23 protein-coding genes and 1 pseudogene are annotated in these 23,207 nt (G+C 72.1%); 11 read left to right on the top strand and 13 right to left on the bottom strand.

Features of this window, described 5'->3' with window-relative positions:
- Positions 1 to 409: 409 nt before the first annotated feature.
- The 3 genes from AB0M93_RS13660 to AB0M93_RS13650 form a co-directional block, all read right to left on the bottom strand.
- Positions 410 to 1,060 (bottom strand): response regulator transcription factor, encoded by a 651-nt coding sequence (locus AB0M93_RS13660; protein WP_364272443.1) that lies wholly within the window; start codon positions 1,058 to 1,060, stop codon positions 410 to 412.
- Between the two features lie 240 nt (positions 1,061 to 1,300).
- The gene (locus tag AB0M93_RS13655) at positions 1,301 to 2,113 is read right to left on the bottom strand and encodes a hypothetical protein (RefSeq protein ID WP_364272440.1); all 813 of its coding nucleotides are present in this window, start codon (positions 2,111 to 2,113) and stop codon (positions 1,301 to 1,303) included.
- Between the two features lie 28 nt (positions 2,114 to 2,141).
- On the bottom strand, positions 2,142 to 2,591 hold the full coding sequence (locus AB0M93_RS13650; protein ID WP_364272437.1) for a hypothetical protein: 450 nt from the start codon (positions 2,589 to 2,591) through the stop codon (positions 2,142 to 2,144).
- Between the two features lie 146 nt (positions 2,592 to 2,737).
- On the opposite strand from AB0M93_RS13650, the gene AB0M93_RS13645 reads away from it, so the two are divergent.
- Positions 2,738 to 5,626 carry a BTAD domain-containing putative transcriptional regulator gene (locus tag AB0M93_RS13645; RefSeq protein WP_364272434.1) on the top strand — a complete coding sequence of 963 codons (2,889 nt, stop codon included), beginning with the start codon at positions 2,738 to 2,740 and terminating at the stop codon, positions 5,624 to 5,626.
- 183 nt (positions 5,627 to 5,809) lie between these two features.
- On the opposite strand, the gene AB0M93_RS13640 is transcribed toward AB0M93_RS13645, so the two are convergent.
- The 4 genes from AB0M93_RS13640 to AB0M93_RS13625 form a co-directional block, all read right to left on the bottom strand.
- Positions 5,810 to 6,082 carry a hypothetical protein gene (locus AB0M93_RS13640; protein ID WP_364272432.1) on the bottom strand — a complete coding sequence of 91 codons (273 nt, stop codon included), beginning with the start codon at positions 6,080 to 6,082 and terminating at the stop codon, positions 5,810 to 5,812.
- 133 nt (positions 6,083 to 6,215) lie between these two features.
- The gene (locus AB0M93_RS13635; RefSeq protein WP_364272429.1) at positions 6,216 to 6,521 is read right to left on the bottom strand and encodes a hypothetical protein; all 306 of its coding nucleotides are present in this window, start codon (positions 6,519 to 6,521) and stop codon (positions 6,216 to 6,218) included.
- 83 nt (positions 6,522 to 6,604) lie between these two features.
- On the bottom strand, positions 6,605 to 7,009 hold the full coding sequence (locus AB0M93_RS13630) for a hypothetical protein (protein ID WP_364272426.1): 405 nt from the start codon (positions 7,007 to 7,009) through the stop codon (positions 6,605 to 6,607).
- A gap of 11 nt (positions 7,010 to 7,020) precedes the next feature.
- Positions 7,021 to 7,443: a hypothetical protein gene (locus AB0M93_RS13625; protein WP_364272423.1), complete on the bottom strand. Its 423-nt coding sequence runs from the start codon at positions 7,441 to 7,443 to the stop codon at positions 7,021 to 7,023.
- A gap of 178 nt (positions 7,444 to 7,621) precedes the next feature.
- Between AB0M93_RS13625 and AB0M93_RS13620 the strand changes: the two genes are divergently transcribed.
- Positions 7,622 to 8,734 carry a histidine kinase gene (locus AB0M93_RS13620; protein ID WP_364272420.1) on the top strand — a complete coding sequence of 371 codons (1,113 nt, stop codon included), beginning with the start codon at positions 7,622 to 7,624 and terminating at the stop codon, positions 8,732 to 8,734.
- Positions 8,731 to 9,387: a response regulator transcription factor gene (locus tag AB0M93_RS13615; RefSeq protein ID WP_364272417.1), complete on the top strand. Its 657-nt coding sequence runs from the start codon at positions 8,731 to 8,733 to the stop codon at positions 9,385 to 9,387. The genes AB0M93_RS13620 and AB0M93_RS13615 overlap by 4 nt, the downstream gene beginning before the upstream one ends.
- Before the next feature lie 9 nt (positions 9,388 to 9,396).
- On the opposite strand, the gene AB0M93_RS13610 is transcribed toward AB0M93_RS13615, so the two are convergent.
- Both AB0M93_RS13610 and AB0M93_RS13605 read right to left on the bottom strand, forming a co-directional pair.
- Positions 9,397 to 10,248 (bottom strand): formate/nitrite transporter family protein, encoded by an 852-nt coding sequence (locus AB0M93_RS13610; protein ID WP_364272414.1) that lies wholly within the window; start codon positions 10,246 to 10,248, stop codon positions 9,397 to 9,399.
- 169 nt (positions 10,249 to 10,417) lie between these two features.
- Positions 10,418 to 10,897 carry a hypothetical protein gene (locus tag AB0M93_RS13605; RefSeq protein ID WP_364272411.1) on the bottom strand — a complete coding sequence of 160 codons (480 nt, stop codon included), beginning with the start codon at positions 10,895 to 10,897 and terminating at the stop codon, positions 10,418 to 10,420.
- A 136-nt stretch (positions 10,898 to 11,033) separates the two neighbouring features.
- Here AB0M93_RS13605 and AB0M93_RS13600 point away from each other — a divergent pair.
- From AB0M93_RS13600 to AB0M93_RS13590, 3 genes and pseudogenes are all read left to right on the top strand, one after another.
- Positions 11,034 to 11,348, top strand: a pseudogene (locus AB0M93_RS13600) (helix-turn-helix transcriptional regulator); the annotation flags it as partial.
- Positions 11,345 to 11,752 (top strand): DUF6153 family protein, encoded by a 408-nt coding sequence (locus tag AB0M93_RS13595; protein WP_364272408.1) that lies wholly within the window; start codon positions 11,345 to 11,347, stop codon positions 11,750 to 11,752. The pseudogene AB0M93_RS13600 and the gene AB0M93_RS13595, both read left to right, overlap by 4 nt.
- 55 nt (positions 11,753 to 11,807) lie before the next feature.
- Positions 11,808 to 12,383: a DUF305 domain-containing protein gene (locus AB0M93_RS13590; protein WP_364272405.1), complete on the top strand. Its 576-nt coding sequence runs from the start codon at positions 11,808 to 11,810 to the stop codon at positions 12,381 to 12,383.
- Positions 12,384 to 12,430: 47 nt separating this feature from the next.
- On the opposite strand, the gene AB0M93_RS13585 is transcribed toward AB0M93_RS13590, so the two are convergent.
- From AB0M93_RS13585 to AB0M93_RS13570, 4 genes are all read right to left on the bottom strand, one after another.
- Complete coding sequence (locus AB0M93_RS13585) at positions 12,431 to 14,662, bottom strand: heavy metal translocating P-type ATPase (RefSeq protein ID WP_364272403.1); 2,232 nt, start codon at positions 14,660 to 14,662, stop codon at positions 12,431 to 12,433.
- Between the two features lie 19 nt (positions 14,663 to 14,681).
- Entirely contained in the window at positions 14,682 to 15,572 is an 891-nt protein-coding gene (locus AB0M93_RS13580; protein ID WP_364272400.1) for a hypothetical protein, read from the bottom strand.
- Positions 15,573 to 15,596: 24 nt separating this feature from the next.
- Positions 15,597 to 15,803 carry a heavy-metal-associated domain-containing protein gene (locus tag AB0M93_RS13575; protein WP_364272397.1) on the bottom strand — a complete coding sequence of 69 codons (207 nt, stop codon included), beginning with the start codon at positions 15,801 to 15,803 and terminating at the stop codon, positions 15,597 to 15,599.
- A gap of 162 nt (positions 15,804 to 15,965) precedes the next feature.
- Positions 15,966 to 16,640 carry a TetR/AcrR family transcriptional regulator gene (locus tag AB0M93_RS13570; protein WP_364272394.1) on the bottom strand — a complete coding sequence of 225 codons (675 nt, stop codon included), beginning with the start codon at positions 16,638 to 16,640 and terminating at the stop codon, positions 15,966 to 15,968.
- Positions 16,641 to 16,697: 57 nt separating this feature from the next.
- On the opposite strand from AB0M93_RS13570, the gene AB0M93_RS13565 reads away from it, so the two are divergent.
- The 5 genes from AB0M93_RS13565 to AB0M93_RS13545 all read left to right on the top strand — a co-directional run bounded on the left by AB0M93_RS13565 (position 16,698) and on the right by AB0M93_RS13545 (position 23,200).
- Positions 16,698 to 17,486 carry an alpha/beta hydrolase gene (locus AB0M93_RS13565; protein ID WP_364272391.1) on the top strand — a complete coding sequence of 263 codons (789 nt, stop codon included), beginning with the start codon at positions 16,698 to 16,700 and terminating at the stop codon, positions 17,484 to 17,486.
- A gap of 169 nt (positions 17,487 to 17,655) precedes the next feature.
- Complete coding sequence (locus AB0M93_RS13560) at positions 17,656 to 18,378, top strand: alpha/beta fold hydrolase (RefSeq protein WP_364272388.1); 723 nt, start codon at positions 17,656 to 17,658, stop codon at positions 18,376 to 18,378.
- Positions 18,375 to 19,859, top strand: coding sequence for an FAD-dependent oxidoreductase (locus AB0M93_RS13555; protein ID WP_364272385.1), 1,485 nt, complete (start codon positions 18,375 to 18,377; stop codon positions 19,857 to 19,859). The genes AB0M93_RS13560 and AB0M93_RS13555 overlap by 4 nt, the downstream gene beginning before the upstream one ends.
- On the top strand, positions 19,856 to 21,133 hold the full coding sequence (locus AB0M93_RS13550) for an amidohydrolase family protein (protein ID WP_364272382.1): 1,278 nt from the start codon (positions 19,856 to 19,858) through the stop codon (positions 21,131 to 21,133). The genes AB0M93_RS13555 and AB0M93_RS13550 overlap by 4 nt, the downstream gene beginning before the upstream one ends.
- A 138-nt stretch (positions 21,134 to 21,271) precedes the next feature.
- Entirely contained in the window at positions 21,272 to 23,200 is a 1,929-nt protein-coding gene (locus AB0M93_RS13545; RefSeq protein ID WP_364272379.1) for a glycoside hydrolase family 44 protein, read from the top strand.
- Positions 23,201 to 23,207 lie beyond the last annotated feature (7 nt).

The following is a 23,207-nucleotide window of genomic DNA, read 5'->3' as shown; positions in this document are numbered from 1 at the left end:
TGTGACCGCCCGGCGGTTCGCTCGGGTACGCCAGGCCAGCGTCGGCAGGGGCCCGGACCGACCCCGACAGGTCAGACACACTGGGCGAAGATCCGGCGACCGCGTGCTCTATACACACCGTCTCAATGCTGCGTCAGCACGCCCCAGCCCCACCCGAAGAGCAGCCGTCAGCGATCATCGCCGACCTCGGCCCCTTAGCTCCACCGATGAACCCCCAGCGCCACCCTTGGGCACCGCAAAACCACAGGTCAGCGGTCCGGAAGGACCAGACCACCCGGGTCTCGTTCGAAGTGCGCGGCCTGCCGCGCGGGACCCACGCGGTGCGGCTCGGGCCGCTCGCCGGTTCGGTGGTCGTGGCCCGGTGACGAGAGCAGCCGGAACTTCCGTCGAGCTGGGGTGCCCGCCCGGACTACCGCGGCGATTCCAGGTAACACAATACGGCGGCGACGCGGCGGTCGGTCCGGTCCTCCGGGGCGAGGCCGAGCTTGGCGAAGATTCCGCGGATGTGCTTGTGGACCGCACTCTCGGTGATGAACAGCTTTTCGGCGATCGTCGCGTTGCCGAGGCCCTCGGCCATCAGCGCGAGCACTTCGAGTTCGCGTGGACTGAGCGAAGCCAGCGTACTGTCCGGCTGGGACCGGGCCAGCAGCTGACCGATCACCTCGGGGTCGACGGCCGTGCCGCCGCCGACGACCCGGTGCAGCGCGGCGAGGAACTCCTCCACCCGGCCGACGCGTTCCTTGAGCAGGTAGCCGAGCCGCGCCGAACCGTGGGCCAGCAGGTCGGTGGCGAATGCCTGTTCGACGTACGCAGAGAGCACGAGCACGGCCAGGTCCGGCTGCCTGCGCCGGGCCTCCACGGCGGCAACGATCCCCTCGTCGGTGTGGCTGGGCGGCATGCGCACGTCGACGATCGCGACGTCCGGCCGGTGCTCGTCGACGGCGGCGAGGAACGCGCCGGGACCGTTCGCCGTGGCGACCACATCGAAGCCTTCGGCCCGCAGCGGCGGCGCCAGCCCTTCGCGCAGCAGGGGCTCGTCCTCGGCGATCACGATCCGCACGGCAGCTCCACGTCCATCGTCGTCGGCCCACCCGCGGGCTGTGCTCGGCGACCGCGGTCTCGGCGCGGCGCTCACCGGCCTGGCGGGCACGTGCTCGGTGCCGCTTCGGTGATAGGCGCGCTTGTCGATCGCCCGGACGGACTTCGAGGCCATTCACTTCACCTCGGAAAGCCGATCCGGCCGCTTCGGGCGGCCGCGGCACCCTCGGTGATCGGGGCCGGGGGACGGACGTTCGCCGCGTCAGTGTTCGGCGATGACCGCGGCCACGCGCTTCATCAGCTGCGTGTGCTCGTCCAGGATGGTGCGCAGTTCGTCGTGGTGCTCCGCGATCCTCGCGTTCTGGTACTCGGTCTCCACCTCACGCCAGGTTTCGACGACACCCGTCTGCTGCTTGCACGCGACGTCGGCCGTGGCGGTCGCGATCTCCCGCTGGGTCAGGGCACCGTTCAGGTCGAACGCCGACACCGCGGTGAGCGGATCCCTCTGCTCGACCCCCTTGGCTTTCATGCAGCCGGACCACGCCGCCACCGCCTTCCCCAGCCGTGGATCCCCGAGTGACTCGCTGAAGGAGGCCGACGCTATCCCGCGCGCCAGTTCGGCGTCGCCGCTTTCCAGCGCCAAGGTCTTGCCCGCTTCCGCGGCACATGCCGCTTGGCCCGGCGGTGCCTTCTCCGGCTGGGCGGCCTCGGCGCCGTTCAGCGAGGTCGGCAGGTGGTAGCCGTACTGGCGCGCGTCCTCGGCCGAGGTCACGCCGTATCGCCGCTTGTTGCCGTGGAACCCGAAATCGGCTATCCGGTTCCGGGTTTGCCGCTCGGACCCGGCCTGGTCGGGCGCCGCGCCGTGGCGCGGGCCGGACCGGGTCAGGCAGTCGTCGATCAAGAGTGCTCGGGCCAGGATCAGCTCCCCGGTCTCCCATGCGGTCGACCGGTAGGCGTTGATCGGGAGCTCGAGGTCGTCGGTCACGACGTCGGCCGGGGGAGCCGGACTGGGGGCCGGCACCGCGGCCACTGCGGAGCAGCCGGTCATCAGGCCGAGGGCGAGCAGGGCGGGCATCAAGCGGCGATACGGCGTGGGCATCGGCTCAGCCCCAGCTGATCTTCACGGAGGCGTCATCGTTGTAGGTCTCCTGCAGCCGGCCGCTCGAGCCGCCGTACAGCCAGTCGCGACCACCCGTGTAGCCGGGCAGCGAGAAGATGTAGCAGATCGAGCTCGATCCGGCGTCACACGAGACAGCCGCCGCGTTGTTCTTCACGTGTGTTCCCGAGCCCGTGCCCGTGCCGGCGAAGAACGTCCGGGTGCCCAGATCCGACACCGAGGTCTGGGTTCCCCACCACGCCGTCGTCCGGGTGCTGTTGTAGTACAGGCACAGGTAGTAGGACGAGTTGTGGCAGCGTCCCTCGACCCCCGCATCGCTGCCGACATACGTCAACGCCTGTGCCGAGCCGGCGAGCGCGATCGGAGCCGCGATCCCCATCCCCAGGACGGCCACCGCCGCTCGCACGAGCTTTCCGGCCTTGCCCTTCACCTGCATGCTGATTCCCTTTCCTCGGTGAAACCTCTCCGGGTTCACCCAGGCTCGCGGGCGGCCGCATCGCCGGTGCATCGCGCATGCATTGCCGGCGGACGGGTCGTTTCCAGGCGCCGGTGCGGCTAAGGTCTGCGACAGGGAGGGGAACCGTGGCCGAGGTCTCGATTCTGCTGCTGGGTGACGTCCAGGTGCACGCGGCGGGTGCGCGGGTGCCGCTGAGCGGGGCGAGACAGCAGAAACTGCTGGCGGCGCTGGCGCTCGCGGAGGGCCGGCTGGTGACAGTTTCCTCGCTCGTCGACACGGTCTGGGACGCCGCACCCCCGCACACCGCCGTCCGGCAGGTCCGCAATCTCGTCACCGCCCTGCGGCGGACGCTCGTGGCGGCCGGGGCGCCGGAGTCGGTCATCGTGGCCGAGGGGACGGGCTTCCGGATGGACCTCACGGGTCTCCGGTGCGACGTCGTCGAGTTCGACGCCCTCGCCAAGGCCGGGGACCGGCATGCGGCGCTGCGGCTGTGGCGCGGACCGGCGCTGGCCGGGCTGGACGGCGAGATCCTGCGCGGAGCAGCCGACGCGCTCGTGGAACGACGTCTTTCCCTGCTGGAGCGTCATTTCGCCACCGTGCTCGACGAAGGCGGTTCGCCCTGCCCACAGGAGCTGGCCGAGGCGGTCGCGGACCATCCGTTGCGCGAGAGCCTGGTCGTGCTCGCGATGACCGCCCTGTACCGCGCGGGCAGGCAGAGCGACGCGATCGACGCTTACACCGCGTTGCGGACCAGGCTGCGTGACGAACTGGGCGTCGAGCCCGCCTGCGCCGCCCGCGAACTCTACGAGCGGATCCTTCGGCAGGACCCCGGGTTGACGGGCCCGGCCGCGCCGGTCCGGGCGGTACCCCGGCAGCTCCCCGGGCTGACGACCGAGCTCGCGGGCCGGGACGGGTTGCTCGCCGAGATCCGGGCGGCCCTGCACCGGCCCACGGGGACCGTCCCCCCGATCGGGCTGCTCGTGGGCCCGGCGGGGATCGGGAAGACGTCACTGGCGCTCGCCGCGGGGGCCGCGCTCGCCGGGGACTTTCCCGACGGGCAGCTGTTCGCCGACCTGCGGGGCGCGGGTGGCGCCGCCGTCGACGCGCACACGGTGCTCGGCAGGCTGCTGGCGGCGCTCGGGGTCGCCGGGCCCGAGATACCCGACGACCCGGAGGAGCGGGTCGCCCGGTACCGCACCGCGCTCGCGGGGCGGAGAATCCTGGTCGTCCTCGACGACGCGGCGGCCGAGCGCCAGGTCCGGCCGTTGCTGCCCGGCACGCCGTCCTGCGCCACGCTGATCACCTCGCGCCGTCGCCTCGGTGCGCTGCTCGGCGCGTCCCGCTGGACCGTGCCCGTGCTCGAACCGGACGCGGGGCTGGCGGTACTGACCAGGATCGCCGGTGCGCGCCGGGCCGCGGCGGAACCGGACGCGGCGGCCGAGCTCGTCGAGCTCTGCGGTGGCCTGCCGCTGGCGGTGTGCATCGCGGCCGGGCGGGTCGCCGTCGGACCGGACCTGACGATCGCCGAACTGACCACGGAGCTGGCCCAGCAACGCCGCCGTCTCGACGGGCTCAGCATCGGGGACCTCGACGTCCGGGCCGCCATCGAGCTGAGCTACCGGGCGCTCGACGCCGGGTCCCGGCGCCTGTTCCGCTACCTGGGCCTGGTCCCGATGTCCGAATGGCCCGACTGGGTCGGCGCGGCGCTGTCGGAGGATCCCGCGAGCCCGCTGCTCGGCCACCTCGTCGATCTGCATCTCGTCGACCTCGCCGCGCATGACGCGCTGGGCCGGCGCCGGTACCGGATGCACGGGCTGGTCGCGGCCTTCGCTCGCGAACGGGCGCTGGCCGAGGAAACGCCTCAGGCCCGCGCCGTCGTCGTCGAGCGCCATCTGAGGGCCTGGCTCGACCGCGCCAAGAAGGCCGACGGGCAGCTGGCCGACGCCACCGCGGACGCCCGCGACTGGTTCGACATCGAGCTGCCGAACCTGCTCACCGCGGTCGACGAGGCTTGCGGGCTGCCGGGTAGCGCGGTCGCGGGCGAGCTGGCACTGAGCCTCGGCGCCTACTTGAACTTGCGTGCCTTCACCGCCGATGAGGGCCGGCGGCTGCTCGCAGTCGTCGAGCACGTCCGCCGTACTGGCCCGGACGAGACGCTGCTGCGGCTGTTGTCGGTGCTGTTCCCCTGGGTTTCCCGGACCGCGCGAGCCCGGCAGATGTTGGCGCTGGCGGCGGAGCAGGAGCAGCTCGCGCGGCGGCTGGGAGACCGGTCCGCGGAGGAGCGGGCGCTGGTCAACGGCGTCTGGGGACTGCTTCGGGCCGGGCGGCTGACCGACGCCGCCCACCGCATCGCCGAGCTGGGCCCGCGGCTCGTCCCGACATCGCCGACCACGGTCTCCTTGGACGTCGCCACCGCGAGCATGCACCTCGAGGCGGGGCGCCCGGGGGACGCGCTGCCCTGCATCGACCGGGCGGCCGAGGGGGCCGACCTGCTCGGCGACGTCCGGCTGGGCCTGCGCTGTGAGGTGGAACGCGCGGTCGCGCTGATGGAGGCCGGCCGGATCGCGGAGTCGGAAACCGTGGTGGCACAAGCACTTGCCACGGCGCGCGAGACACGTAACGACCAGATGGCGGCGTACCTGAACCACGTCCACGCCGAGCTGGACGCGCTCCGGGGCGGGTGGGGTGTCGCGGCCGAAGCCATGGACGGCGTCGTGCGCACCTACGAGGACAACGCCGACTGGCTCGGTCTCGGCCTCGCCCTCGGCCTCGTCGCGGATCTCGCCCGCGCTCGTGACCAGCCCACGGCCGGGGTCGCGCCGCTCACACGCGCACTGGCCATCTGGCGACAGCTCGACGCGCCGCTCGAGATCGCCCGGACCCACGCCCGCGCCGAACGAGTCTTCGCGGCCCTCGGTGACCGGGAGTCGGCCAGGCGCCACGAACGGCAGTGGCGCAGCGCGTTCGACGGCCTGGGTCTCGGCGACTCCTCGTTGCGCATCCTCGTTCCCTGACCTATCACCACCCCAGGGCAAGGAAGGAGAATATGAACGAAGGCGAGAAAAGCCTGGCTTCGGACGACCGCCACGCGGGAACGTCATCGCTCTCGCGGACAGCACCGCCAAGGCCCGCGTCGTATTGGATTCTCTTCCACGAACCCAGCGACTTCACCTGACCGGCGACTTCGGTCGCACACCTCAGTAACCGCGCGACGGTACACTGTCGGGCAGTTTTCCCAGGAGCACGAAGAACAGGATCAGGCTGAGAACCGCCGTTGTCACCACGATGGTGGCCAGCACCAGCGCATGCCTACGGATTGCCACCAACTGCGCCAAGATCTCCAGATTGATCCGAGTTGCATAGTCGGTCGGGCCGTCGGCCTCCGATGACTTCTTCAGCCGCGCGGCGAGGGCGACGGCATTCAGATCGGCCTGTGCGTGGTAGTACGGCCGGGGCTTGAGGTCGGCCACGGTGTTCTCCTCCAGGAATGTAGAGCGTCGGGCGGGTGTGATCATGTATTCGCCCGGTCAGACGCCCGTGTTACAGCACGTCACCACCTACGCTGCAGCGGACCGTGGTCATCGCGTGCTGGTGGGCTCAGTCCTAGCGGAGACGCCGTTGGGTCGTTTTATGGAGCGGGGACGGCACCACACGCACCTCCCTCCTCGCCTCCATGCTTGAGCTGCTGACGGTCACGCCTCTCCCCGAGCTGTAGTCGCTCAGCAAGCTCTGCACCTCGTCGATGACGACGCCGAGGCGTTCGTCGATCGGCGAGTTCGTGGAGGCTCCGCGACTGGTCACCAGGTTCCAGCCGGCGGCCAGCATTCGTGCCTCGTAGGAACGATTGACGATCACGCGCGGGTCGATTCTGAGAACCGTCAGGGCGCCATTGAGGCCGACGGCGAGCATGCCGACGATGTTGTCCCAAAAGATTGCCGCGTGGCGAGGTAGGTTGGGGACCGACCGGCGCGAGCGCGAAACGTTCCAGTGACTCACCGAGGTGCCGGGGTCGTCGACCTCCGCCGGCCCGAAACCATGCTGATGACACCCGCTACCGCGGCGAGGAGCAGCGCGGCGGTCATGACAACGGTACCGGCCACAGTGCCGACGTTGCGTGAGACCAGGTTGGGTGTCAGCTGGCCGGCCAGGGTTCCGACGCCGGCGATCCAGACCGCGATCACCACCGCGAAGATCGGGTGCCACCACCAGCGGGACGTCGCCAGCATCAGCAAACCCGCGCCGGCGATGAACAGGATGCCCGGCGGGAACGGGATTCCGAACGACTGCTGGGCCGCCGAAAACCTGGCCGGGTCGGCGGCCCACTGGACCAGCAGGCCGGCGATGCCGCCGAGGAGGCCGGCGAACGAAACGAGTGTGCTGCGGGAGAAACGGGACACGGTGTGCTCCTTCACGAACGGGATCCGGCGGCCCGGTGGGAAACGACGACCGCGGCCACCGCGAAACCTGCGGCCGCGGCGAAACCGAGCATTTGCAGCCAGGCGGCAGCGAAGTTCAGCGCCTGACCCGGCGTGGTCAGCCGGTGCACGAACTCCGGTGACTCGAGTCCGCCGAAGATGAACAGCGCGCTCATGGCGACCACGAACAGCGGCGTGAACCGCCACGGCAACAGTGCGATCAGTACCGCGAACGCGGGGTAGATGAACGGTCCGGGGCCGTCGTAGCCGGTGGCTTCGTCGGCGATCGCGGCCAGGACCAGTGCCACGCACGTGGCGATCAGGAACGTCCGGTGGCGGCCGGTGGCCCGCGCGAACGCGGTCCTGAGCGGCCGCCCGCGCCGCGGGGCCGGCAGCCGGTTTGCGCGCGTTGTCACGGGATCTCCTCCTACGGGGGTGGCCGAAGCGGGCGTGCTTCCAGCGTGGGGGCTGGACCCGGTGCCCCACATCGGACGTAAAGCGGCGTTGCCGCCGGACGAGCTACGTCAGCTGACGTAGCCGGGTGTCGCTTCGAAGCCGACGACAGGCGCCCGGCCGGTCGGCATGCTGCCGGGCATGCCTAACGCTTTCGGCGCGCGGATTCCCTGGGTGGACGTCGTGTCCGCCGGGCTGTTCGCGGCCGCCGTCGTCGCCGGGACCGTGGCCGTCCCGTCGGCGGCGACCGCCCCGTCCGTCCCGCTGGACGCGCTCGGTGTGACGCTCTTGGCCGCGGCCGCGGTGGTGACCGTGGGCCTGCGCCGCCGCACTCCGCCGGGGGCCTTGGCCGGCGCCGTGGTGCTGGTCAACGGCTATCTGCTGGCCGGTTATCCGTACGGGCCGGTGCTGCTGTGCCTCGTGCTCGCGGTGTTCGAGACCGCTCGGCAGCGGACGCCGCTCCGCTCGGCGGCGGTGTGCGCGCCCGCCGCTGTGCTGTCGTCAGCGACCATCCTCGTCCGGGTGCTCAGCGATCGGCACGATCCCGGCCTGCTGGCGCTGGCCTGGTCCAGCTGGATCGTGCTGCCGTGGTCGCTGGGCGCGCTGGTCCACGTGCGGGACGCGGCCCGGCGGCGGGCTCGCGACGACCTCGTCGCGCGCACGGCACTCGAGGAACGCATCCGGCTGGCCGCGGAGGTGCACGACATCGCCGGGCACGGGTTCGCCCTGATCACCATGCAGGCCGGGCTGGCGTTGCTCGCGTTCGACGAGCAACCGGACCAGGCACGCCGCTCGCTGGAAGCCGTCCGCGACACCAGTGCGGGTGCGCTGGCCGACCTGCGCGGGATGCTGGCGGCGTTCCCGCCGCGCGAAAGCGGCCTGACCGGGCTCGCCGCGCTGATCGACCGCGTCCGGACCGGCGGTCTCCCCGTCGACGTCACCGTCGAAGGGCCCGTTCCCGGACCGCTGGCCGCCACCGTCCACCGGGTGGTGCAGGAAAGCTTGACCAACGTGCTGGTCCACGCCGGGCCCACGACCGCCCGCGTGACCGTCGGCAGGCGCGGGGACGAGCTGCTCGTCGAGGTGACCGACCGGGGCCGGGGGACGCCGTCGACGGTCGCGCCGCCCGGGCGGGGCCTGACCGGCATGCGTCACCGGATCGAAGAACTGCGTGGCCACCTGGAAACCGGTCCCCGTGACGGCGGCGGGTTCCGGGTCGCGGCCCGGGTTCCCCTGCCGGCGGCGGACTCGTGATCCGGGTGCTGCTCGCCGACGACCACCAGCTGGTCCGGATGGGCCTGCGGGCACTGATCGACCGCGAAGCCGACATGCGGGTGGTCGGTGAGGCGGACAACGGCACGCAAGCCTTGGCCCGGCTGCGGCGCGACCGGCCGGACGTCCTGCTGCTCGACATCCGGATGCCCGGCATGGACGGCCTCGAACTGCTGCGCCACCTCGCGGCCGACCCAGCGCTGCGCGCGGTGCGGGTCGTCGTCGTCACCACCTTCGAAATCGACTGCTACGTCTTCGAAGCGCTCGGCGCCGGCGCCGCCGGGTTCCTGCTCAAGGACACCGCGCCCGCCGAGCTGGCCCGCGCCGTCCGCGCCGCCGCCGGCGGGGACGCGCTGCTTTCGCCGTCGGTGACCAGGCTGCTGGTGAACACCTTCGCCGAGCGGTGGTCCGCGCCGACGAGCGTCGACGGCCTCGACACCCTCACCGGCCGGGAACGCGAGATCGCCGCCTGGGTCGCCACCGGCCGGTCCAACGACGAGATCGCGGACGCGCTGTTCCTCTCTCCCGCAACGGTTCGCACTCACGTGACCCGGGCGATGGCCAAGCTCAACGCCCGCACTCGCGCCCAGCTCGTCGTCCTCGCCGTCCGGGCCGGGCTCGCCGTCCGGTCGTGACAGCACCGCCTATGCGGAGGCGGGTTCGAGCGTCTCGGCGACCGGGCGCGGTTCCGCCGCCGGGGTGGAGTCGCCCCGGCCGAGGAAGCCGTAGCCCGCGCCGACGAGGACCCCGCCGCCGACCAGGTTGCCCAGACCCACCAGGACCAGGTTCGCCGCGAAGGCGCCGAAGGTCGCGTCCGGGACGTTCTCGAACATCCCGAGGGAAAACACCGTCATGTTGGCCACCACGTGTTCGAAGCCGGAACCGATGAAAGCCAGCAGGCACCAGAAGATCAGGGTCAGCTTCGCCCCGTCCGACTTCGTCCGCGCGGCCGTCCAGACCGCCAGGCAGACCAGGAAGTTGCACAACACGCCCCGGAAGAACAGCATCGCTCCGGACTCCGCCGCCTTGGCCTTCACCGTCGCCGCCAGGAGCGCGGCGGCGGGGGCCGCGTGGCCGGGAGTCGCACCGGCCTGGAGGATTCCGCTCTCGTGGACCAGCCAGGCGAACAGCACCGAACCGGCCAGGTTGCCGGCGAACGATCCCGCGATCACGGCGAACCCGGCACCCACGCCACGACGGCGGGCGAACGCGCCCTGCACCATCGTCATCATGTTCCCGGTCGAAAGCTCGCCGCCCGCGAACACCACCAACGTCAGTGCGATGCCGAACACCAGCCCCTGCACGAGCTTCGTCCACGGCGACTGCGCCGCGTTGAGCGGCCCGGTCACGGCGAGCAGCAGCACCACGGCGATCCCGATGTAGGCGCCCGCCAAGGCCGAGCTCACCAGGTACCGGCCCGGCCGCCGCAGGTCGGCGATCTTGCTTCGCGCGGCTTCCGCCTGGACACTGAGGGCTTCGGGGATCGGAACGGGCACGGTACTCCTCCTGGCGCTGTCGGCTACGGCAATCGGACGATCACCCGCCCAGTCGAACCGGTGCCGGGAACACGCGGGTGACGTCGGGATCACGCTCTGGTGACCGGCTTCGCACACGCGTAACTTCAGCGCGTGAGACCGCCCATAAGCCTCGAAGAGGACATACCGGCTAGGCGAGATCCTTGGCCTCGATTTCGACCAGCCCCAACGGCTCCAGGACCGGAACGAGCCTGTTCAGATACCACCCCAGGTCGGTGAATACGGCGGATCGGGCGATCTTCCGCCGGTTGACCGAGGCCATCAACGACACCTCCGCTCTCCCCGGCTGGAAGAGCAGGTCGCCCCCTGCTTCGCTCGGAACGTCCACCAGGATCGTGAATCCGACTGTCATGGAATCCGGCAAAGCGTCGGCTCGGGCGAGCAGGTCGGCCACCCGCGAATCCTCGGCCCGCGCCCAGTCGAACATCTGGTCCTCGTCGAACACATAACCGACCTCCCCCCGGTAAGAGAGCGAGCAGCCGGCGGCGGCCAGCTCGTTCAGCAACCCCGAGACGACCACGGGTGCCGCGAACCGGAAATCGATGTCAGCAGACCGGCTCAAGCACTTCTCCTTCTCCGGATGCGACCAGGGCGTGGCAGTACCGCCCACGGTATCTCCTTGCCTCGAGCGGGTCGCTGATCGTCGTCGTGGCCGGCGCTGCTTCAGGACCGCTTCGGCAGCAGCTGCACCAAGCCGGCGACGGCGATGGCGAACCCGGCCAGCAGGTACTGGCTGAGGGTCCGGCCGGCCGTGGCTGGAACGGGTGGACGGCGAGCTCGTCGCCACCGGCGTCGCGGGCAGCGGGGGAACGGCCGCGGCACCGGGGCCACTGGCCCGGCTCACGCCCCAGGAACTGCAGATCGTGCGGCTGGCCGCGCAGGGACAGTCCGACAAGGACACTGCGGCGCAACTGTTCCTCAGCCCGCGGACGGTCGGGCACCACCTGTACAAGGCGTACCCGAAGCTCGGGGTGCAGTCCCGGGGCGAGCTGGCCGCGTTGCCGCTGCAGGATCCCGCGCAGCCGCCCGCGGTCGGGGTGGTTGGTACGGTGGGCTCGTGACGGCGACCCGGCCCGGGAAGGTGCAGCAGGTTCTCCTGCTGTGCGCGCTCGCCCTGGGCGTCGTCGCGATGCACCACGTCGGCATGGCGAACGCCGCCGGCGGCACGGTGATCCACGCGATGACCGATCCCGGTCCGCAGGCAGCCACCGCGCCACCGGAAACCGGCTCCGGCGAACACGATCCGGGCCTGCCGGGCGGCCTGCACGACATCCTCCACCTCTGCCTGGCCGTGTTGTGCGCGGCGGGCGCGCTTCTGCTGGCCGTCGTGCTGTTCCTGGGCGTTTCGTGGTTCACCGCGACGTTCTCCCGGAACACCGAGGCCCGTGGCTCACCGAGCCGGGGCCGTCCGCCGGGCAGCAGCGGCCGCAGCATCCTGACTTCTCTGTGCGTCCTGCGCACGTGATCGACCGGCTTCACCGCACGGTCCGCTCACGCACACCCACAGAGAAAGATTTGTCATGCGCAAAAACTTCGTCATCGGCGGCCTCGTGCTCGCCTCCACCGTCCTGCTCGGCGCCTGCAGCGGCAACGACTCCATGCCCGCGATGAGCGCCGGCTCGTCGGCCCAGGCGGACGCCGGCCACAACGCCGGCGATGTCACCTTCGCCCAGCAGATGGTCCCCCACCACAGCCAGGCGCTCGACATGGCGAAGCTCGTCCCGTCGCGCAGCACCAACCCGAAGGTGCTCGACCTCGCGAGCCGGATCGAGCAGGCCCAGGACCCGGAAATCCGGCAGCTGCAGGGCTGGCTGACCACCTGGGGCGCCGCCATGCCCGGCATGACCCGCGAACCGATGGCGGGCATGGGCATGATGTCCGACGCCGACCTGAAACAGCTCGAAGCCGCCAAGGGCGCCGAGTTCGACAAGATGTGGCTCGGCATGATGGTCAAGCACCACCAGGGCGCGATCGACATGGCCAAGACCGAGCTGAGCCAGGGTGGGAACGCCGACGCCAAGGCGCTCGCGCAGAAGATCGTCGACGCGCAGCAGGCGGAGATCACCGAGATGCAGGGCCTGCTCACGCAAAGCTGATCACCCGGTCGCCGGGGCGGCGGACCGCTGCCCCGGCGACCAGCCGATCAGGCTCGGGACTGGAATCGGCGCAGCCGCAGGCTGTTGCCGACGACGAACACCGAGCTGAACGCCATCGCCGCGCCCGCGATCATCGGGTTCAGCAGCCCGGCCGCCGCCAGCGGCAGCGCCGCCAGGTTGTAGGCGAACGCCCAGAACAGGTTGCCCTTGATCGTCCGCAACGTCCGCCGGGACAACCGGATCGCGTCGGCCACCGCCCGCAGGTCGCCGCGGACCAGGGTGATGTCGCTCGCCTCGATCGCGACGTCCGTGCCGGTGCCCATGGCCAGCCCGAGGTCGGCCTGGGCGAGCGCCGGCGCGTCGTTCACGCCGTCGCCGACCATGGCGACGACCTTGCCTTCGTCCTGCAGGCGCTTGACGACCTCCAGCTTGTCCGCGGGCAGCACCTCCGCGATGACCTCGTCGATCCCGACCTCGGCCGCGACCGACTCGGCGACGGCCGTGTTGTCGCCGGTGAGCAGCACCGGGGTCAGCCCCAGCGTGCGCAGCTGGGCGACCGCCTCGGCCGACGTCGGCTTGACGGTGTCGGCGACCAGCAGGACACCGCGGGCCGCGCCGTCCCAGGCCACCGCCACCGCGGTGTGCCCGCGCTGCTCCGCGGCGGCCTTCGCCTCGGCGAGGGCGGCCGGGAGTGGCTGGCTCCAGTCTTCGAGCAGGGCGGTGCGGCCGGCCAGGATCGCGTGGCCGTCGACCACGCCCCGCACGCCGAGGCCTTCGACGTTCGTGAAGTCCTCGACCGCGGGCAGGTCCCCGACCCGGTCACGGGCGCCGCGGGCGATCGCCGTGGCGATCGGGTGCTCGGACGCGTCCTCCAGGGCACCGGCCAGCCGCAGCAGCTCGGCCTCGTCGACCCCCTCGGCCACGTGGACGCCGGTCAGGGTCATCCGGCCCGCGGTCACGGTCCCGGTCTTGTCCAGCACGACGGTGTCGACGCGGCGCGTGGATTCGAGGACCTCCGGGCCCTTGATGAGCACGCCGAGCTGGGCGCCGCGGCCGGTGCCGACCAGCAGCGCCGTCGGCGTGGCCAGGCCGAGCGCACACGGGCAGGCGATGATCAGCACCGCGACCGCGGCGGTGAACGCGGCCGCCGTGCCGACGCCGGTGCCGAGCCAGAACCCCAGCGTGGCGGCCGCCAGCCCGATCACGATCGGGACGAACACCCCGGACACCCGGTCGGCCAGGCGCTGGACGTCGGCTTTCCCGCTCTGGGCGGCTTCGACGAGCTTGGCCATCTGCGCCAGCTGCGTGTCCGCGCCGACGCGGGTGGCGCGCACGACCAGCCGCCCGCCCGCGTTGACGGTCGCGCCGGCGACGGCGTCGCCTTCGCCGACCTCGACGGGCACGGATTCGCCGGTGAGCATCGACGCGTCGACGGCGGACTTGCCGTCCTCGACCACGCCGTCGGTGGCGATCTTCTCGCCGGGCCGCACGACGAACCGGTCCCCCACCGCCAGTTCGGCCGTGGGGATGCGGACCTCGGCGCCGTCGCGCAGGACCGCGACCTCCTTGGCGCCCAGCTCCAGCAGGGCCCGCAGCGCGGCGCCGGCGCGGCGCTTGGACCGCGCCTCGAAGTACCGGCCGGCCAGGATGAACGTGGTGACGCCGGCGGCGACCTCGAGGTAGATGTTGCCGGCGCCGTCCGAGGGCGCGATCGTCAGCTCGAAGGGGTGCACCATCCCCGGCGTGCCGGCCGTGCCGAACAGCAGCGCCCACACCGACCACGCCGACGCCGCGAGCACGCCCATCGACACCAGGGTGTCCATCGTGGCCGCGCCGTGGCGCAGGTTCGTCCACGCCGCCCGGTGGAACGGCCAGGCGCCCCACGTGACGACCGGCGCGGCCAGCGTCAGCGAAATCCACTGCCAGTACGTGAACTGCAGTGCCGGCACCATCGCCAGGAGGATCACCGGCACCGCGAGCACCGCGCTGGTGATCAGCCGCTGCCGCAACGGCCGCGCCGGATCGTCTTCGTCCACTTCGGACTCTTCGGCCGGCTGCGGCAGCGTTGCGCGGTAGCCCGCCGCTTCGACCTGGGCGACGAGCGTGGCCGGGTCGACGCCCTCCGGCGCGTGCACGTGCGCCTTCTCCGTGGCGTAGTTGACCGAAGCGGTGACGCCGTCGAGCTTGTTGAGCTTGCGTTCGACGCGGTTGGCGCAGGACGCGCAGGTCATGCCGCCGATCGCGAGTTCGATCTCGGTGACCGGGGTGGTGGTGGTCATGATCGGCTCCTTTCCGCGATCAGTGGCCGTGGCCGGCGGCGGCCGCGGGCGTCCCGGCCGTCGGGACGGTGAACTCGGCGGTCCGCACGACGTCGCCGTGCTTGAAGTCGAGGAACAGCCGGTAGGTCCCCGCGCTGGGCACCTCGGCCGCGAACTGCACCTGCGGGCCGGCGGCCGTCCTGCCGTCGCCGGGGGCGCCGCCGGGGTGGACGTGCAGGTAGGCGAGGTCGCCTTCGCGCAGCGCGACCAGGTGCCCGTAGGCGGCGAGGTAGGGCTGCAGATCGGTGACCGGCACGCCGTCGCGGCTGACGGTCAGCGTCAGCGGCGAGGTCTTGCCCGGCGTCAGGTCGCCGGCGAGCTCGACGGTGTAGCCGTCGACCTTCGCCGTGCGGCTCGGCGCGTAGGTGGCCGGCTGGTAGTCGCCCGCCACGGACAGGTCGGTGCCGAGGGTCATCGGCTTGCCGCCGGTGGGCGCGAAGTCGGCGAACGCGCGGTAGGAGCCCGCCGCGGGCAGGGTGAGCGGGACGCTCCACGTGCCGTCCGGCGCCAGTTCCGGGTGGACGTGCCGGAAGCCGGAGGTGTCCCGGCGCACCACGATCAGGTGCAGCTTCTTCTCGTGCTCGACGTCGAACGCGGTGACGGGCTTGCCGTCCGGGCCGGTGATGCCGAACGAAAACCGCCCGGGCTCCGGCGTGGAGCCGGCGGTGAAGGTGTAGCCGTCCTTGCTCGACGCCAGCCCGCCCGGCAGTTCGTCCGCCGGAGCGGCCATGCCCGCGTGCTCGCCGCCCATGTCGCGGTGTTCGGCGGGCGCGGCCGAGACCGGGCCGGCCGCGTGCCCCACGGCGAAACCCCCGGCCGCCAGCAGGACGAGCGCCCCGCCGAACCCGGCCAGCCGTGCTGTGGTGTTCATGTCTGTTCCCTCCCGCGCCCGGTACTACCCGGCGAGCGTGTACCCGGCCTCCTCGACGGCCACGCGAACCCGCGCGTCGTCGACCGGCCGGTCGCTGGTGACGGTGACAGCCCCGCTGGACAGGTCGACGGCGACGGCACTGACGCCGTCGATCGCACCGACCTCCTCGCTGACCGAGGCCACGCAGTGCGAGCAGGTCATGCCGGTGACGGTGTAGCTGCTGGTGGTCATGGGTTCCCCTTCGTCGGCTGCGGGTGACTTCGACGACCCGCTCACAGGTTCACGGTACCCATAGGGGGTATGGGTTTCAAGTGAGCCACGCCTCATCCCGTCGTGGAAGGGCGCGCTGAACACGGCCGCCCCGTTCGCGGGGCGGCCGCACAACGGCAACGGTCAGCGGGCCTGCAGCCGGCGCAGGCCGTCGATGATCAGTTCCAAGCCGAACGTGAACTCGTCCGCCAGCGGTACCGGCAACGAGTCCGCGACCGCGTGAGTGGCCGGGAAATCGGCCGGCGACAGCTCGTGGAACTGCGTCGACGCGCGTTCTCGCTCGGCGGCGTCGCCGGATCCGGCGAACTGGATGGCGAAGCCGAGGACGTACCGCGCGAGGGTGGCGTAAGCGCGCGCGGCCAGGCTCGGCGAAAGGCCGCCGTCGAGCAGGACCGCCAGGCAGCGTTCCCGCAGGACCATGGCGTTCGGACCGGTCGGGGTCTGCTCGATCAGCAGCGGGGCGATCTTCGGGTGCCGGCCCAGCGTGTCGAACATCGCCTGGGCCACGGCCCGGCACGCCTGGTCCCAGCTCAGCTCGGCCGGCCACCGGGGATCGAGGCCGACCTCGCCGAAGACGCGGTCGATCACCTGGGTGATCAACGCCGCCCGGTTGCCGAAGTGGCGGTAGAGCGTGGCCGTGCCGGATTCGAGCCGCTGGGCGAGGGTCCGCATGGACAGCGCCTCAGCGCCTTCCTCGTCGACGAGCTGCAGCGCCGTCGCGAGGATGCGGTCGAGCGGGACGGCGGGGCGGCCGCGGGACCGGCGGGCGGCCGCGGCGGGCGAGGACGGGCTTGTCACCCCGTGAGTATGGCCGCCGTTGACACACCGGAGAATAACGGCAACACTGTTGCCATTATGGAGCGCACCCGGTCACTGGTGGTCGACGGCCACCGCATCCACTACGTCCGTGCAGGTCAGGGGGCCGCGTTGGTCCTGCTGCACGGCAGCGGGTCCTCGCTGGAGGGCTTCGGGCGGGTGGCGGAGCTGTTGTCGGCCTCCCACGACGTCATCCGCCCGGACCTGCCCGGCTTCGGGCGGACGGGACCGCGGCCCGACCGCGACTACCGCATCCGGACCTACGCGGGCACGATCGCCCGCTTCCTGACCGCACTCGGTGTGCCGCACTTCGCGGTGGCGGGAAACTCCCTCGGGGGCAACATCGCGTGGAACCTGGCCCTGGACGCCCCCGACCGGGTGGACGCGCTGATCCTGGTCAACGCCACCGGCTACCCGGGGAAGACGCTGCCCGCCGGGTTGCGGCTGGCCCGGAACCCCTTGCTGCGTCCCCTGCTGCGGCGGTGGCTGCCGCGCGGCGCGACCGAACGCGGGCTGCGGGAAGCCGTCGGCGCGAACTCGGCCATCGTCGACGACGCCATGGTCGACCGGGTGCACGCGCTGACCAGCCGCCCCGGGAACCGGTCGGCGTTCGTCGACTTCGCCAACACCGACCAGCCCGACCGCAGCGCCGAAATCCCGCGGATCGCGGTTCCGACGCTGGTCCTGCGCAGCGCCGAGGTCGACGGGCAGCACTTCGCCCGCGACATCCCCGGCGCCCGGGAACACGTCCACGCCGACGGCGGGCACCTGCTGCCGGAAGAAGATCCGGCCTGGGTGGCGGCGGCGATCACGGACTTCCTGCGATGAAGTACTTCGTGGCGTCCGATGAGGACCGCCGGCTGGACGCAGCCACGCGGCGAACCCTGCGTGGCAGCTTCGTCTCCCTGTCCGACGGAGTAACTCACTACGAGCTCGCCGGTCCCGTGGACGGCGAACTCGCCGTGCTGGTCGGCGGCATCACGATCCCGCTGTCCTATTGGGACGGACTCGCCGCCCGGCTGCACGCCCGCGGCCTGCGCACCCTGACCTGCAGCGCCTACGGCCGCGGCTACTCCGACCGCGTCCAGGGCCGCTACGACCAGGCGTTGTTCGTCCGGCAACTGGCCGAGCTGACCTCGGCGCTGAACCTCACGACGCCACGGCACCTCGTCGGGACCTCGATGGGCGCCTGGTCGCGCTGGCCTACGCGAACCTGTACCCGGAAGCGGTCGCCACGCTCACCGTCGTCGGACCGGCCGGCCTGGGCGAACGTCCGCGGCCGCAACGGTTGCTGCGCAACGACGTCGTGGCCGGGTTCGTCGCCCGGCACTTCGGCCGCCGGTTGCTGGAAGACCACCTCGGGCACAACGTCCGCGACCCCGGACTCTCCGCCCGGCTGGTCGCCGTGGTCCGGGACGCCTACCGGTACGAAGGCTCCCTGTACGCGTTCTTCCAGACCCTGCAGGACTTCCCGCTGTACGAGCGGCAGGACCTCTTCCGCCGGACCGGCACTCTCGGCCGCCCGGTCCTGCTGGTGTGGGGCGACGACGACCAGGTCACCCCGATCGCGCACCTCGACACCGTCCACGAGCTGCTGCGCCCGCGGCAGACCCACGTCATCACCGGATGCGGCCACATGGCCCCCTTCGAACGGCCGCACGACGTCGGCGACCTGCTCGCGTCGTTCGCCGTTCCCCACCCCGATCGGCTCGAACCATGAACCAGACCCTCGACGTCCTGATCGCCGGGGCCGGCCCGACCGGCACCACGCTGGCGATCGACCTCCTCCGCCGCGGCCTGGCCGTCCGGATCGTCGACAAGGCCCCGCACGCCTTCGAAGGCTCCCGCGCCAAGGGGCTCCAGCCGCGAACGCTCGAAGTGTTCGACGACCTCGGCGTGCTCGACGACGTTCTCGCCGGCAGCAGCGACTACCCCCGCCTGGGCATCCACCTGGGCCCGGTCACCGTGCCGTGGCGCATGTTCCGCCACCGCGAACGCACCGACGACGTCCCCTACCCGAACACCCGGCTGATGCCCCAGTACCGCACCGACTCCGTGCTGCACGACCGGCTCGGCCAACTCGGCGGCCGGGTCGAACACGGCCGCGAGCTCACCGGGTTCGCCCAGGACGACACGTCGGTCACCGCCACCGTGCTCGGCGACCGCGGTCCCGAACGGATCACCGCCCGCTACCTCGTCGGCGCCGACGGCGGGGCCGGCGCCGTCCGCAAGCACCTCGGCGTCGGCTTCCTCGGCGAGACCGACGACCAGGACCGGATGCTCATCGTCGACGCCGTCACCACCGGCCTGTCCCGCACCCGCTGGCACGTCTGGCCGGGCGGCAAGGGCCGGTTCGTCGGCGCGTGCCCGCTGCCGCACACCGACCTGTTCCAGTGGATGATCCGCCTTTCCCCCGGCGAAGAACCACCCGCGGGCGAAGAAGCGATCACCCGGCGGATCCGGGCCCACACCCGCAACCGCGCCGTCGCCGTGCACGACATCCGCTGGCGGTCGGTGTTCCGGCCCAACATCCGCCTGGCCGAGACCTACCGCCGTGGCCGCGTCTTCCTCGCCGGCGACGCCGCGCACGTGCACACGCCGGCCGGCGCGCAGGGGCTCAACACCGGCATCCAGGACGCCCACAACCTCGGCTGGAAGCTCGGCCAGGTCCTCGCCGGAGCCGGCGCGCGGCTGCTCGACAGCTACGAAGCCGAACGCCTGCCCATCGCCGCGGGCGTGCTCGGCCTGTCCACGAAGAAGTACGAAGGACTCGCCAAGCTCGACCCGTCGAGCCTGCGCCGCGGCAAGGACGAACAGCAGCTGTCGCTGACCTACCACGGCGGCCCGCTCGCCCCGGCCGGCACCGACCGCACCACGACGCTGCGGGCCGGCGACCGGGCACCGGACGCCGGATGGGCCGGCTCGCGGCTGTTCGACGCCTACCGGGGGCCGCACTTCACCCTCGTCGCGTACGGCCCGGAAGCGGCCGCGGCGAGCGATCAGCTGGCCTGGCCGGCCGCGGGAGCGCCCCTGCGGCGGCTCACCACCGGGGAACACGGCTTCCGCCGGAGCTACGGGATCGTGGGCGACACATTGCTGCTCGTGCGGCCCGACGGCTACATCGGGCACATCGCGACCCGCGACTTCCTCGAGTCGACCCGCGCCGCCGTGCGCACCATGGCTCCCGGCGTGACCGGATGACCCGCCTCCTGCTGCGCGGCGCGCAGGTCATCACCATGGCGCCGCACCGGCCCGGCTCCGAACGCGCCGACGTCCTGATCGACGGCGACACCATCGCCGCCGTGGGCGACGGACTCGACCCGACCGGCGCGGAGGTCGTCGACGTGGCGGACCGGATCGTCCTGCCCGGACTGGTCAACGCCCACCTCCACACGTGGCAGACCGCGCTGCGCGGGGTGGGCGCGGACTGGACGCTGGCGGACTACCTCGGCCGCCTGCACGGCGCCGTGGCCGGGCGCTACCGGCCCGAGGACATGCGGATCGGCACTCTCGCCGGCGCGCTGTCCCAGCTCGACCGCGGCACCACGACCTTGGGCGACTGGTGCCACAACACGCCCACCCCGGAGCACACCGACGCAGCGCTCGACGGCCTCCGGGCGGCCGGCATCCGCGGCGTGTTCCTGCACGGCACCCCGTATTCCGCGGCCGACGCGGCACACCCGGTGAGCGAGGTCGACCGGCTGCCCCGCGGCCCGCTGCTGACCGTCGGCATGGCGGTCCGCGGCCCGCAGCTGTCCACTCCGGACGCCGCGGTCGCCGACTTCCGCGCCGCCGCCGAGCGCGGGCTCGTGGTGTCGATGCACCAGAGCGGTGGAGCGCCCGGACCCGCGTGGGCGGCGGTGCGGGCGGCCGGGCTGCTGGGCCCGGGCACCAACGTGGTGCACGGTGCCGGGCTCACCGAAGAGTGGGTCAAGATCCTGGTCGACGCGGGCGCGAGCATCACCTGCACGCCGGAGAACGAACTCGGTCAAGGGCACGGGATCCCGGTGACCGGGCAGCTGCTCCGGCTGGGCGCCGCGCCGTCGCTCGGCACCGACACCGACGCCGTCGCCCCCGCCGACGTGCTCTCCGCCGCCCGCATCGCCCTGGCCACCCAGCGCGGTCACGACCACGAGCGCCACCGCCAGGACACCGGCTCCTTCGCCCTCACCACGACGATCACCGCCAAGCAGGCGCTGACCTGGGCGACGACCGAAGGCGCCCGGGCGCTCGGCCTCGACGGCCGCGTCGGCCGGCTCGAGGCCGGGATGCAGGCCGACCTCGTCGTCATCGACGGTTCGGGGCCGAACCCGCTCGCGACCGCGCTGTACGCGGGGGCCGGCGACATCGAAGCGGTCATGGTCGCCGGCCGCTGGCGCAAACGCGACCACGAGCTCCTCGACGCCGACCTCGGCGCGGTGCGAGAACAGCTGCGGCGATCCGCGGCCCACCTCCTTCCGCACGTGCCGGCCTGAGGGCAGGCGGGCTCGCCCGCCGGTGAAACTTTCACGGGTGACGGGAGCGAAATCGTCGACGCCTTGACGCTCCCTCCGCGCCACCCCACCATGCTGTCGGCAAAGGGAATCCGGCGACGGGGATCGGTGGAGGCATCCGTGAAGGCTGCTCGGCGATGGCGGAAGCGGCGAGCGGTCACGGCGGCCGGCCTGGCGACGTCCCTCGTGGCCGTCACGCTCACGGCCCCGCCGGTCTCGGCGGCGGACGGGCTCGCGCTGGCGATCGACGTGTCCGCCGCCCGGCACCCGATCAGCCCGGACATCTACGGCCTCAACGGCGGCGATCCGGCGTTCAACGCCGAAATCGGCCAGTCGGTCGCACGCTGGGGCGGGAACGCCACCAGCCGGTACAACTTCAAGAACCACACCTACAACACCGGCAGCGACTGGTACTTCGAGAACATCGTCGCCGACCAGGAGCACTCCGTGGAGGGGATGGTCGGGGCCAACCTCGGCCGCGGCATCAAGCCGGTCGTCGCCGTGCCGCTGAGCGGGTGGGTGGCCAAGGACTCGCCGTCGTCCCACCCGTTCGCCTGCGGGTTCCCGGCGACCCGGTTCCCGCAGCAGGACAGCTTCGACCAGTGGGACCCCGGCTGCGGCAACGGCAAGCTGAACCAGCAGAACCTCACCGGCGTCCCCGCCGACACCTCGATCCCCGCGGACGCGGCGTTCGACGGCGAGATGGTGTCGCACCTGGTGTCGCAGTTCGGCACGGCGGCCCAGGGCGGCGTGCCGATCTACGAACTCGACAACGAACCCGTGCTCTGGTCCAGCACGCACCGGGACGTGCACCCCGACCCCGTCTCGGACGACGAACTCGGCGGCAAGGGCACCGCGGCCGCCGCGGCGATCAAGGCCGCCGACCCCAGCGCGGCGGTCCTCGGCCCGTCCGGCTGGGGCTACTGCGAATGGGTCGCGTCCGGAGTGGACGGTTGCGGCCCCGGTGCCGACTCGGCCGCGCACAGCGGGCTCAACCTGTCCCAGTGGTACCTGAAGACCATGAAGGACTACAGCGACGCCCACGGCGGCAAGCGCTTCCTCGACTACTTCGACCAGCACTTCTACCCGCAGATCAGCGGCGACAAGACGCCCGAGGCCAACGCGCTGCGGCTGCGGTCCGTCCGGTCGCTGTGGGACCCGAGCTACGTCGAGGAGTCCTGGATCGGCCCGAGCGGCGTCAACGCGCCGCCGCTGCAGTACATCCGCACGGCGAAACAGTGGATCGCCCAGTACAACCCCGGGACCAAGACCGCCATCACCGAATACAACTGGGGCGCGCTCGACGACATCAACGGCGCACTGGCCGAGGCCGACATCCTGGGCGTCTTCGGGCGCGAAGGCCTCGACCTCGCCACGATGTGGGGCGAGCCCAAGCCGACCGACCCGGGCGCTTACGCGTTCCGGATGTACCGCAACTACGACGGCGCCGGCAGCCGTTTCGGAGACGTCAGCGTGTCGGCGACCGCCGCCGATCAGGGCCGGCTGGCGGTGTACGCGGCGCAGAGGTCCGCCGACCAGGCGCTGACCGTCATGGTCGTCAACAAGACCGGCGACGACCTGACCGCACCGCTGTCGGTGGCCGAGTTCGACAACGCCGGAGCGGCGCAACGGTTCACCTACAGCCCGGCCGACCTGCGCGCCATCGTGCGCGGCGACGACCTCCCGGCGGCCGGCGGCCACCTCGACGCGACCTACCCGGCGAACTCCATCACGCTGCTGGTCCTGCCCGCGGCCGGGTGCTCGGCGAGCCTGCACGTCAACGGCGACTGGGGCACCGGGCACGTCGCGACGGTGACGGTCACCAACGACCGCCGCACGGCGCTCACCGGGTGGCGGGTCGGCTGGACCTGGCCGGGCGACCAGCAGGTCACCAACTCGTGGAACACCACCCTCAAGCAGAACGCCGCGAGCGTGGTCGCCACCGACGCCGGCTGGAACGGCCCGATCGGTCCGGGCGGCAGCACCACCTTCGGGTTCCAGGCGAGCGGGACGGCACCACCACCGAAGCTGACCTGCACACCGGCCTAGGACGCCG

The organism is Amycolatopsis sp. NPDC051102, from assembly GCF_040682815.1.
In the GTDB taxonomy this organism is placed as follows: domain Bacteria; phylum Actinomycetota; class Actinomycetes; order Mycobacteriales; family Pseudonocardiaceae; genus Amycolatopsis.
Note: the sequence above shows the minus strand (reverse complement) of the source record. Positions and strands in the feature narration are given on the sequence as shown.

What these genes read in the sequence shown, in the direction of transcription:
- AB0M93_RS13655 (WP_364272440.1), bottom strand. Translation starts at nt 2,113, where the DNA reads ATGCCCGCCCTGCTCGCCCTCGGCCTGATGACCGGCTGCTCCGCAGTG.
- AB0M93_RS13650 (WP_364272437.1), bottom strand. Translation starts at nt 2,591, where the DNA reads ATGCAGGTGAAGGGCAAGGCCGGAAAGCTCGTGCGAGCGGCGGTGGCC.
- AB0M93_RS13635 (WP_364272429.1), bottom strand. Translation starts at nt 6,521, where the DNA reads ATGCTCGCCGTCGGCCTCAATGGCGCCCTGACGGTTCTCAGAATCGAC.
- AB0M93_RS13620 (WP_364272420.1), top strand. Translation starts at nt 7,622, where the DNA reads ATGCCTAACGCTTTCGGCGCGCGGATTCCCTGGGTGGACGTCGTGTCC.
- AB0M93_RS13590 (WP_364272405.1), top strand. Translation starts at nt 11,808, where the DNA reads ATGCGCAAAAACTTCGTCATCGGCGGCCTCGTGCTCGCCTCCACCGTC.
- AB0M93_RS13585 (WP_364272403.1), bottom strand. Translation starts at nt 14,662, where the DNA reads ATGACCACCACCACCCCGGTCACCGAGATCGAACTCGCGATCGGCGGC.
- AB0M93_RS13580 (WP_364272400.1), bottom strand. Translation starts at nt 15,572, where the DNA reads ATGAACACCACAGCACGGCTGGCCGGGTTCGGCGGGGCGCTCGTCCTG.
- AB0M93_RS13575 (WP_364272397.1), bottom strand. Translation starts at nt 15,803, where the DNA reads ATGACCACCAGCAGCTACACCGTCACCGGCATGACCTGCTCGCACTGC.
- AB0M93_RS13565 (WP_364272391.1), top strand. Translation starts at nt 16,698, where the DNA reads ATGGAGCGCACCCGGTCACTGGTGGTCGACGGCCACCGCATCCACTAC.
- AB0M93_RS13555 (WP_364272385.1), top strand. Translation starts at nt 18,375, where the DNA reads ATGAACCAGACCCTCGACGTCCTGATCGCCGGGGCCGGCCCGACCGGC.
- AB0M93_RS13550 (WP_364272382.1), top strand. Translation starts at nt 19,856, where the DNA reads ATGACCCGCCTCCTGCTGCGCGGCGCGCAGGTCATCACCATGGCGCCG.